Below are 11,311 nucleotides of genomic sequence, written 5' to 3'. Positions count from 1 at the left end.
TCACCCCCGGCACGTTCACCGGCACCTACGGCACCCTGGTGCTCAACGCCGACGGTTCCTACACCTACACCCTCAACACCGCCGACGCCGATTTCAAAGGCTTGCACGGCGGCGGCAATGGCAGCGAAACCTTCACCTACACCCTGACCGACGCCGACGGCGATACCAGCACCGCGAACCTGGTTTTGCAGGTCCACAACAACGATGACCCGGTGATCATCACCGGCCTCGACACCGAAGGCGGCGAGCTGTCGTTGCAGGAAAAAAACCTCAGCGATGGCAGCAGCCCGGATGCATCGGCCCTGACCCAAAGCGGCACGTTCACCGTGACGGCGTTGGACGGTGTGCAGACCCTGAGCGTGGGCGGGATCAATGTGGTGACGGGCGGCGTAGCGGCCGGTTTCCCACAGTCGATCACGACCGCGCTGGGCAACACCCTGACCATCACCGGCTTCAACGCGGCCACCGGTGTAGTGAGTTACAGCTACACGCTTCTGGACAATGAAGCCCATCCAAATGCCAACGGCGCCAACAGCGTTAGCGAGCAATTCGCGGTTGTGGCCACCGACGACAACGGCACCACCGCCAACGGCAACCTCGATGTGAACATCGTCGATGACCTGCCGACCGCTCATGCTGATTCCGCCTCGGTGGATGAGGGCGGGACGGTCAGTGGCAATGTCCTGAATAACGACGAAGGTGGTGCCGACGGGCCGGCTGCCAGTGGTGCCGTGATCGGCGTGCGCGCCGGCAACGACACCTCGACCTCGGCCGTTGGCGGCCTCAACACCCAAATCAACGGCACCTACGGCTACCTGACCCTGGACGCCAACGGCAATGCCGTCTACCACAGCAACCCGAACACCGTCAGCGCCCCGGGCGCGACCGATGTCTTCACCTACACCGTGCGCGATGCCGATGGCGATGAAAGCACCACCACCATCACCGTCGATGTCCACGAAAGCTGCCTCGTCGCCACACCGGACCAGGAAATCAGCGTCTACGAAAAAGCCCTCGACCTGAACCAGGACGGCCAGGACCTGGCCCCCGGCACCGTCACCGGCAGCGCCCCGAGCGCCACCAGTGAGACCGCCAGCGGCAGCCTTGTCGGTTCGGTCAGCGGCGCGGTTGGCGCAGTGACCTTCGCCCTGGTGGGCAACGCCACCGGTGCCTACGGTCAACTGTCGCTTCAGCCCGACGGTTCCTACACCTACACCCTGACCACGCCGGCCACGACAACACCTCATGCCAACGATGGCCCGAACGTATTGAGCGAAAGCTTCACCTATCAGGCCACGGACTCGTTGGGCAACACGGTCACCAGCACCATCGTCATCGACATTGTCGACGACGTACCCAAGGCTCACTGCGACGCTGCCTCGGTGGTGGAGGGCGGGACGGTCAACGGCAACGTGCTGGACAACGACGTACTCGGCGCCGACGGCGGCGCAGTCATCGGCGTGCGCGCTGGCAACGACACCTCGAACCCTGCCATCGGCGGCCTCAACACCCAGGTCAACGGCACCTATGGCTACCTGACCCTGGACGCCAATGGCAATGCGGTCTACCACAGCAACCCTGGCTCTGTCGGTGCCCCCGGCGCGACCGATGTCTTCACCTACACCGTGCGCGACGCCGATGGCGATGAAAGCACCACGACCGTCACCATTGATGTACACAACAGCTGCCTCGTCGCGGAAACCGACCACGACATCACCGTCTATGAACAAGCCCTCGACCTCAACCAGGACGGCCAGGACCTGGCCCCCGGCACCGTCACCGGCAGCGAGCCGAGCGCGACCGGTGAAACCGCCAGCGGCAGCTTGGTCGGTTCGATCAGCGGAGCCACCGGCGCCGTCACCTTCACCCTGGTGGGCAACGCCACCGGTGCCTACGGTCAACTGTCGCTTCACCCCGACGGTTCCTACACCTACACCCTGACGGCGCCAGCCACGACCACGCCCCACGCCAACGACGGTCCGAATGCCCTGAGTGAAAGCTTCACCTACCAGGCCACGGACTCCCTGGGCAACAGCACCACCGGCAGCCTGGTGGTCAGTATTGTCGATGACGTGCCCAAGGCTGTCGCGTCCGAGCGTTCGGTCACGGCGACCGAGATCGATTCCAACCTGCTGATCGTGCTCGACGTCTCCGGCAGCATGAAAGACCCCTCTGGCGTGTCGGGGCTCTCGCGAATGGACCTGGCCAAGCAGGCGGTCAGCGCCTTGCTCGACAAATACGACGACATGGGCGATGTAAAAGTCCAGCTCGTGACCTTCAGCGGCAGCGCCACCGACCAGAGCGCCGTATGGGTAGACGTGGCAACGGCCAAGACGCTGATCGCCGCGCTGACGGCGCACGGTGACACCAATTACGATGCGGCCGTGGCGATGGCCCAGACGGCGTTCGCAACTTCCGGCCAACTGACCGGCGCACAGAACGTTGGCTATTTCTTCTCCGACGGCAAGCCGACCTTGGGCGCAATCGGCTCGACGGACGAAGCCGCCTGGAAAGCCTTCCTCGACGCCAACGGCATCAAGAACTACGCCATCGGCCTGGGCAGCGGCGTCAGCAATGCCCACCTCGACCCGCTGGCCTACGACGGCAGCACCCACACCAACACCAACGCGGTGGTGGTCACTGACCTGAACCAGCTCAACTCGGTGCTCGCCGACACCGTGCAAGGCGCACCGGTCACCGGCAACCTGTTGGGCGAGGGCGGCTCGTTCGGCGCCGATGGTGGGTTTGTCAAAAGCCTGGTGGTCGATGGCACCACGTACAACTACGACCCGGCGGCCAACGGAGGTCACGGTGCATTGACCGCTAGCGGCGGGCTCAACCACGGTTCCTTCAATACCGCCACCAATACGCTGAGTATCGCCACCGACCACGACGGCACCCTGGTGGTCAACCTGGATACCGGTGCGTTCAGCTATACCTCCCAGACCGTCACCCATGCCTTGATCACTGAGAATATCGGCTACACCGTCAGCGATAACGACGGTGACCTGGCAAGCTCCAACCTGGTGATCAAAGTCGTTCCGAACAGCCCGCCGATCGCTGTCGATGACAACGTCATCACCAACGTGCTGTCGGGCAACATCGTGATCCCGGGTGAATTGCTGCTGGGTAACGACAGCGACGCCAACGGCGATCCGCTCACGGCTTCGCCCACCAGTTTCAATACCGGTTGGCTCGCCAAGGGCGCGGACTTTACCGGCAGCATCGGCACGGCCAGCTTCACTGGCAACAACGTGCAGTCGATCAACCTCAACCGCAGTGCTTTCGTCGCCAATACCGCGAGCATGACGGCGATGCTGGTGGTCAGCGGTGCCCTGGGAATGGTCTCCAACAACAACGCCAACGACGAAGACCGGCTCAACATCAGCCTCAAACAGGGCGAAACCCTCACCCTGGACCACAACCTGTCGGCCGGTCGCATTGCGATGGAGTATTCGCTCAACGGCGGACCGTTCATCGCAATCAACGACGGCGCGTCTTTCACCGCGGCAGCGGATGGCGATTATCAGATCCACGTCACCAACATCGCCAATCCCGGCGTCGGCAACGCCAACGCTGCGGAAAACTATCAACTGACCCTGACCGTCGACTATGCCGGGGCGCAGGGCAAGACAACGGATTTCCACGGCAGCTACACCGCCAGCGACAACCACGGCGGCAGTGACAGCGCCTCGGTCGGCATCAGCTATCAGGCGGGCCACACCCTGACGGGCACCAGTGGCGACGACGTACTGTTGGCCGGCAATGGCGACGATGTCCTCAATGCGGGGGACGGCAACGACACCCTCAGTGCCGGTTCGGGCAACAACACCTTGCAGGGTGGGGCGGGCGATGACGTGCTTTACAGTGGCGCGGGCAATGACCTGCTCGATGGCGGCAGCGGTCACGACACCGCCAGCTACGCCCACGCCATCTCGGCGGTCACGGTGAACCTGGGCCTGCTCGCGGCGCAAAACACCTTGGGCGCCGGCACCGATACGTTGGCAGGCATCGAAAACCTGGTGGGCTCGAACTTCAACGACACCCTCACCGGCGACGGTGCCAGCAATCGCATCGACGGCGGGTTGGGCCATGACGTGCTCAATGGTGCAGGCGGCGATGACCTACTGATCGGCGGCCAGGGCAACAACACCCTGACCGGCGGCAGTGGCGCCGACACCTTCCAATGGCAGGCGGGCAACAGCGGCCACGATGTGATCACCGACTTCGCGCCCGGCGTCGACAAGCTCGACCTGTCCCAACTGCTGCAAGGGGAGAACGGCAGCGCGGCGTCACTGGATGACTACCTGCATTTCTCCGTCAGCGGCAGCGGTGCATCGGTCACCACTAGCATCGACATCAGCGCCCTTGCCGGCGCCACGCCGAACCAGACCATCGACCTGGCCGGCGTCAACCTGGCCAGTCACTACGGCGTCACGCCGGGCGCGGGGGGAATCATCGGCGGTGCGGACACGGCGACTATCATCAATGGGATGTTGAATGATCACTCGTTGAAGGTGGATACGGTGTGAGGTGAGCTGAAATGACAAACCCGCCATGTCCGGTTTGGATGTGGCGGGTTTTGTTCATGTTAGTGAAGATAAATGGGGATGCCCCACCGCTACTTGAATGCACACAGACCCTTGTGGCGAGGGAGCTTGCTCCCGCTCGGCTGCGCAGCAGCCGCAAAAGGCCTGGCGCGCAATGCCTGGGAGATTGAGTTAATCCTGAGAGGGGCGGCTTCGCCACCCAGCGGGAGCAAGCTCCCTCGCCACGCTAGATATTCAGGGTTTGCGCAGCGTTTTCTGCCTGAGAATATAAACCGTCACCAGCACCGCGCTGGTGAGCATGAACCCCCGCGCCCATGGCAATGGCACCAGGTAGCAGGACAACAGGATGCTGGCCCACATCAGCCCGATGGCATAGACCTTGCCCTTGAGCGGGATGCCGTTGCCGCTGAGGTAGTCGCGGATCCACGGACCGAGGCGGGGATGCTCTACCAGCCATTGGTAGAAGCGCGGTGAACTGCGAGCGAAGCAGGCCGCGGCCAGCAGCAGGAAGGGGGTGGTGGGCAGGACGGGAATAAAGATGCCGATGACCCCCAGCACCACGCTCAACCAGCCGATGGCCAGTAGAGCGTAACGCAGGATCAGCGGGCGGTTGCCGACGGGCGAGGGCACCCGGTCACTCAGTGGTGGCGAGGCTTGAGGATCGCTGGTTTCTCGTCCGGGGCGTTGCACAGCAGGTACAAGGCGGTGAGGGCTTCGGGGATCTGGACGATCATGTCGTCCATCAGGTTCGCGTCGGCGGCGATGTCGGAAAACTCCGGTTGCTCGTCGAACAGGCCGGAACCCACCATGATCGGCAGCAGCATTTCGCTGACTTCCTCTTCGGCGGTTTCGAACCAGGCGGCTTCGCGCAGGAACACGCCTTCCATGAAGCCGATGCACCAGCCGCGCAGCTCCGAATCGTCCGGGTCATCGCCCAGGTCCAGTTCACACGGCAGCTCGAATTCTTCATCGGAAGCCAGTTGGCGGGCGATGTGGGCTTTGAGGCCAATCAGCGTGGCTTCGATTTCGGCGCGCTGGGCTTCGTCGCTGTAGTGCGGCTCTTCGGCGAACAGGGCGTCGATCCACTCACGCTCCGGCACGGTTTCCGCGCAGATGGACAGGGCGGTCAAGTAGCCATGAGCGGCCACGTAGTCCAGCGCTTCGTCGTGCAGCTCATCGGCGTCGAGGAAGACTTGCAGGCGGGTCAGTTGCTCAGCGAAGGACATTACGGGCTACCTTGGGGAATAAACAATGCGGGAATTCTAGGCCTTCTTGAGCGCCCAGGCCAGCCGCGTGGTGGATTTGCCTTGTTGTTGGCCGGGCTTGACTCAAAGTCAGGGCGGTTTGTGGCGAGGGAGCTTGCTCCCGCTGGGGCGCGCAGCGGCCCTGTTTTTGGGGGCGGCTACGCCACCCAGCGGGAGCAAGCTCCCTCGCCACAGGTTTGGGTGTTGTCCAACACTCGCCGCTAGCACCTCCTGTCAGCAGCCCCCTTTGCAACGAAGGCCTCGGGTATACTGCCGCGTTTTGTGATGCCCTGCGGCGTCCCGCCGGTTCGAAACGCGCACTTACGAATTGCCGGTGCAGCGTTTGTGATTCTGAACCAGCCTTGCAGGGATGTTTTGGTGATTTTTGGAGTTTCTATGCTCGAACAGGCTCAACGCGTCCTCAAGGACATCTTCGGCTACGACAGTTTCCGTGGCCGCCAGGGTGCCATTATTGAGCGCGTGGCCAGCGGTGGCGATGCCTTGGTGCTCATGCCCACCGGCGGCGGCAAATCCTTGTGCTTCCAGGTACCGGCGCTGCTGCGCAACGGCCTGGCGGTGGTGGTTTCGCCGCTGATCGCGCTGATGGATGACCAGGTCGCGACCCTCGAGGAACTGGGTGTCGCCGCCGCGGCGCTGAACTCCACCCTCAGCGCCGAGCAACAGCGAGACCTGGCGACGCGGATCAAGCGCGGCGAAGTGAAGATGTTGTACCTGGCCCCGGAACGCCTGGTGCAGCCACGCATGCTGGCGTTCCTGCAGAGCTTGGAAATCGCCCTGTTCGCCATCGATGAAGCCCACTGCGTGTCCCAGTGGGGTCATGACTTCCGGCGTGAATACCTGCAGTTGGGGCAACTGGCGGAACTGTTCCCCGACGTGCCGCGCATCGCCCTGACCGCCACCGCCGACAAGCGCACCCGCGAGGAAATCGTCGAGCGCCTGCATTTGCAGGATGCCGAGCGGTTCCTGTCGAGTTTCGACCGTCCGAATATTTTCTATCGCATCGTGCCCAAGGAGCAGCCGCGCAAGCAGTTGCTGGCGTTCCTCGCCGAGCGCCGCAGCGATGCAGGCATTGTCTATTGCCTGTCGCGCAAGAAGGTCGACGAAGTGGCGGCGTTCCTGTGTGAACAAGGGTTCCCGGCGTTGCCGTATCACGCCGGCCTGCCCAACGACCTGCGGGCCTACCACCAGAAGCGTTTCCTTAACGAGGAAGGCCTGATCATGGTGGCCACCGTGGCGTTCGGCATGGGCATCGACAAGCCCAACGTGCGTTTTGTCGCGCACCTGGACCTGCCCAAGTCCCTCGAGGCGTATTACCAGGAAACCGGGCGCGCCGGCCGTGACGGCTTGCCGGCCGATGCCTGGATGGCCTACGGCCTGCAAGATGTGGTGATGCTCAAGCAGATGTTGCAGAACTCCGAAGGCGATGAGCGGCACAAGCGCCTGGAGCAGCACAAGCTCGACGCCATGCTCTCGCTGTGCGAGGAAACCCGCTGCCGTCGCCAGACGTTGCTGGCCTATTTTGACGAAGACATGCCCCAGCCGTGCGGGCACTGCGACAACTGTGTCGATGGCGTGGAAACCTGGGACGCCACCGAACCGGCCCGCCAGGCCTTGTCGGCGATTTTCCGCACCGGCCAGCGTTATGGCGTCGGGCACCTGGTGGACGTGTTGCTGGGCAAGGACAACGAGAAGGTCCGCAACTTCGGCCACCAGCACCTGACGGTGTTCGGCGTGGGCAAGGCCCGTACCGAGGGCGAGTGGCGTTCATTGTTCCGGCAACTGGTGGCCCGCGGCCTGGCGGACATCGACCTGGAAGGCTACGGCGGCTTGCGTTTGTCCGAAACCTGCCGGCCCCTGCTCAAGGGCGAGGTCACCCTGGAACTGCGCCGCGACCTCAAGCCGGCAACGGCGGTCAAGAGCAGCAAGAGCCAGGCCAGCCAATTGGTCCGTGGCGAAGAGCGCGATCAATGGGAAGCCTTGCGCGCCTTGCGTCGCAAGCTGGCCGAGGAACACGGCGTACCGCCGTACGTCATCTTCCCCGACTCCACGCTGCTGGAAATGCTCCGCAGCCAGCCCACTTCCCTGGCGGAAATGGCCCGGGTCAGCGGTGTGGGGGCGCGCAAGCTGGAGCGTTATGGCGAGGCTTTCCTCCAGGTGCTGGGCGGCGAAGCCGAAGCGCCGAAAGCGGTGGCCGATGTGCGCCACGAACTCATCACCCTGGCTCGGGCCGGCATGACACCTGTGCAGATCGCCGGGCAATTGCAATGCTCGGAAAAAAACGTCTACACGATGCTGGCCGAGGCCATTGGCAAACAGCAGTTATCCCTGGAGCAGACACTGGATCTGCCCGAGGAGCTGATGGGCGAAGTACAGGACGCGTTCCTGGATGGCGAAGGCGAGTTGCCGCCAGTGTCCGAAGTCGCCGCGTTGTTTGTCGGACGGGTGCCCGAAGGTGTGCTGTACTGCGTCAGGGCTGCATTGCAGTCGGAATTTGAAGTCTGATCAGTGAGTTGCGCTCCTTTAACGATTCAGTACAAGGCCAGCCTTGCTTGAATCCAAAGCTCATGCTTAGCTGACTAATAATTAGTTTTTCTCTATTTCAGATCTGATGAGTTTTTTATGCCGTTAACCGATCAACACCGTTTTGGCATGCAGTTGGCGCAGATGTCCCGAGGCTGGCGTGCCGAACTGGACCGTCGCCTGGCCGGGCTGGGCCTGTCCCAGGCGCGCTGGCTGGTGCTGCTGCACTTGGCCCGTTTCGAACAGGCGCCGACCCAGCGCGAATTGGCCCAGAGCGTCGCGGTCGAAGGCCCGACCCTGGCCCGCTTGCTCGACAGCCTGGAAACCCAGGGGCTGGTGCAGCGCCAAGCCGTGGCAGAAGACCGCCGGGCCAAGAAAATCGTGCTCTGCGCACCCGCCCTGCCGTTGATCGAGCAAATCGAAACCATCGCCACGCAATTGCGTCGGGAGCTGTTCGAAGGTGTCGACGAGGCGGACATGCGCGTCTGCATGCGGGTCCATGGCACGATCCTGGCCAACCTGGAAAAATCCTGAGGCATATCCCTGGCGTCAGACTTTTGAGATTCGCCGGTTAGCGAACTATAACCAGTAGTAAGCGTTCCTATTGAGGGCGTTTATGCCGAGGTTGGTTCTGGTAATCGAAAGGGATGCCCATGCTTGAAAGTTTGCAGTCCACGTTGCGCAGTTGGGTCAACGTGTCGATCGTCGTGGGTGCCCTTGGGTTTCCGGCCTTGGCGTCAGCGCTGGGGCTTGGCGAGATCACGCTCCATTCCGCCCTGAACCAGCCGTTGCGTGCCGATATCGCCCTGGTCGACGTGGCCGGGATCAGTGAAGGTGATCTGTCGGCCAGCCTGGCGAGCCCGGACGATTTCAGTCGTGCGGGTGTGGAGCGGGTGTTCTTTCTCAATAACCTGCGCTTTACGCCGGTCTTGCGCGGGGAGCGCAGCTTCATTCGAGTGACCTCCAGCAAACCGGTGGAGGAACCTTTCCTTAATTTCCTGGTGCAGCTCAATCAGCCCAATGGGCGCCTGCTGCGCGAATACACCGTGCTGCTCGACCCTCCGGGCTCACCGGGTATCGTGCCGGAGCGTGACGAGCCTTCCACGGCTGCGCAGCCTGCGCCGAGCCAGGCCACCCCGGCCATCAAGCCCCCGGCGGTACAGGGCAAGCGCTATACGGTCGTGCAGGGAGACAACCCCTGGATCATTGCCCAGCGCCTGCATGACGCTGGCAGTAACGCGTCGGTCAATGAGCTGGTGCAAGGGATCCAGGCCTTGAATCCCGGCAGCGACCGGCTCTCCATCGGCCAACGCCTGTTGTTGCCCGATTCGGCCGTGTTGCCGACATCGGCTGCGACCGCCGCTGGCCAGGCTTCTGCCGCGTCCGATGAGCAGCTGGCCGCCAGCGTGCTGCAAAATCAGCAACAACAGAAGACCATCGAGGAACTGCAAGCGCGGCTCCAGGCCCAGGATGCGGAACTCGCCGGGCAGCGCCAGCAGATCAGCGAATTGCAGGCCCGGCTGGCCGAGACGGCTCCAGCCCCCGTTGCGTCTGCGCAACCGCAACCGGCGCAGCCTGCGTCGGAGCCGGCTCCGGACGTATCCCCCGTTACCGAACCGGTTGCAGAGCCAGAGGGCATCGATTGGACATGGGTGGTCGGGTTGGTAGCCCTGTTGGGGTTGTTGGCGTTGTTACTGTTCATCCGGCGTCGCCAGCAGCAGGCCGAGTTGGAGCCGATGACCGAGCGCCCCACACCGATGCTGGAGGCGGGCGACGAAAACTTTGACTCAATCCCCGACACGGAGCCCCCCGAGGCGGCGACAACGTTCAATAACGGCGATGCGCCCCTGGGTGATGTGCTGGAGGGCGTCGGGATCTACCTGACCTACGGCCGTTTCACCGAGGCAGCGGGGCTGTTGCGCGCGGCATTGCTGGCGGAGCCTGAACGCACCGACCTGGGCCTGAAACTGCTGGAGGTCCTGGGCAGGCAGGGCGATGTCATCGGTTTCCAGGCCCAGGAAAATCATTTGCTGGGACAGGGGGTCGATGCCGGGACGCTGGAGGACATTCGTGGGCGTTATCCCAAGGTTGCCGCGATCACCGCACCGATAGTGGCTCCGACAGAACCCCAGGCACCGGCGCCTGAAGTTGAACCTGAACCTGAACAGGCGCCGCGTGATGAGTTCGAGCTGGACCTGGATGCGCTGTCCATGGAAACCAGTTGGGACCTTGCCGATGACCAGGACGCCTCCACCGGAAACAAACCGGTCGCCCCCCTTGCTAACGACCCGGCCGAGGGTTTGTCGCTTTCAGGTTTCGACGAACCGGAGCTGCAGTGGGAAGCGCCCTTGGAAACCGAATCGCTGGACGATGCTTTCCTCGATGGTTTTGCCGATGAAGAACAGGCGCTGGAATTTGAGCCACTGGCCCTTGAACCTGTTTCCCTGGACACCCTGTCCCTCGAACCCCAGCCCCCGGAACATTCGGCCAAGCTGGAACAGGCCCAGAACTGCATCGACGATGGCGACCTGAAGACCGCCGTGACCCTGCTTGAAGAGTTGCTCGAAGAGGGCGACGAACCCCTGAAGGAGACTGCCCGGGTGCTGCTGGCTGGGATTCGCTGAAGCTGTTGATGGATGTCGAGTCAACCGGCCCCTTCGCGAGCAAGCCCGCTCCCACAGGGATCTTTGGTACACAGAGAATCCAATGTGGGAGCGAGCCTGCTCGCGAAGGCGGCAGCACAGCCAACATCACTGGCACAGACCCACCGCTATCGCGAGCAGGCTCGCTCCCACAGGGATCTCTGGTGGACAGGGATTTTCGCGTATATCCCGAATCCAGTGTGGGAGCGAGCCTGCTCGCGAAGGCGACTGCACAGCCAATATCGGCGTTTTTCAAGGTAGTTGTCGCGTTCACCGTTTTGTTATGCCACTTTTGCGATCACAGTAAGCTCTCTTTCAGGGTTCAGATACACCG

At 62.9% G+C, this 11,311-nt stretch carries 6 protein-coding genes; 4 read left to right on the top strand and 2 right to left on the bottom strand.

Annotation, left to right across the window (positions count from 1 at the left end):
- Positions 1–4,532 (top strand): VCBS domain-containing protein (locus HU767_RS28045; protein WP_186731060.1); only part of this gene is annotated, 4,532 nt, incomplete at its 5' end.
- 252 nt (positions 4,533–4,784) lie between these two features.
- Here HU767_RS28045 and HU767_RS28040 read toward each other — a convergent pair.
- Positions 4,785–5,180, bottom strand: coding sequence for a DUF454 family protein (locus tag HU767_RS28040; protein WP_186731059.1), 396 nt, complete (start codon positions 5,178–5,180; stop codon positions 4,785–4,787).
- Positions 5,181–5,188: 8 nt separating this feature from the next.
- Positions 5,189–5,776, bottom strand: a complete 588-nt coding sequence (locus HU767_RS28035; RefSeq protein ID WP_186704628.1) for a YecA family protein — start codon at positions 5,774–5,776, stop codon at positions 5,189–5,191.
- Positions 5,777–6,190: 414 nt separating this feature from the next.
- On the opposite strand from HU767_RS28035, the gene recQ reads away from it, so the two are divergent.
- The 3 genes from recQ to HU767_RS28020 all read left to right on the top strand — a co-directional run bounded on the left by recQ (position 6,191) and on the right by HU767_RS28020 (position 10,959).
- Positions 6,191–8,317 carry a DNA helicase RecQ gene (gene recQ / locus HU767_RS28030; protein ID WP_186731058.1) on the top strand — a complete coding sequence of 709 codons (2,127 nt, stop codon included), beginning with the start codon at positions 6,191–6,193 and terminating at the stop codon, positions 8,315–8,317.
- Positions 8,318–8,434: 117 nt separating this feature from the next.
- A complete protein-coding gene (locus HU767_RS28025) occupies positions 8,435–8,869 on the top strand; it encodes a MarR family transcriptional regulator (RefSeq protein ID WP_003199001.1) in 435 nt (144 codons plus the stop codon).
- 119 nt (positions 8,870–8,988) lie between these two features.
- Positions 8,989–10,959 (top strand): FimV/HubP family polar landmark protein, encoded by a 1,971-nt coding sequence (locus HU767_RS28020; RefSeq protein WP_186731057.1) that lies wholly within the window; start codon positions 8,989–8,991, stop codon positions 10,957–10,959.
- Positions 10,960–11,311 lie beyond the last annotated feature (352 nt).

Origin of the sequence: Pseudomonas sp. SWRI179, assembly GCF_014268705.1 — a bacterium.
Lineage (GTDB): Bacteria > Pseudomonadota > Gammaproteobacteria > Pseudomonadales > Pseudomonadaceae > Aquipseudomonas > Aquipseudomonas zanjanensis.
This window is presented reverse-complemented; position numbering and strand designations above follow the sequence as displayed.

What these genes read in the sequence shown, in the direction of transcription:
- HU767_RS28020 (WP_186731057.1), top strand. Translation starts at nt 8,989, where the DNA reads ATGCTTGAAAGTTTGCAGTCCACGTTGCGCAGTTGGGTCAACGTGTCG.
- recQ (WP_186731058.1), top strand. Translation starts at nt 6,191, where the DNA reads ATGCTCGAACAGGCTCAACGCGTCCTCAAGGACATCTTCGGCTACGAC.
- HU767_RS28035 (WP_186704628.1), bottom strand. Translation starts at nt 5,776, where the DNA reads ATGTCCTTCGCTGAGCAACTGACCCGCCTGCAAGTCTTCCTCGACGCC.
- HU767_RS28025 (WP_003199001.1), top strand. Translation starts at nt 8,435, where the DNA reads ATGCCGTTAACCGATCAACACCGTTTTGGCATGCAGTTGGCGCAGATG.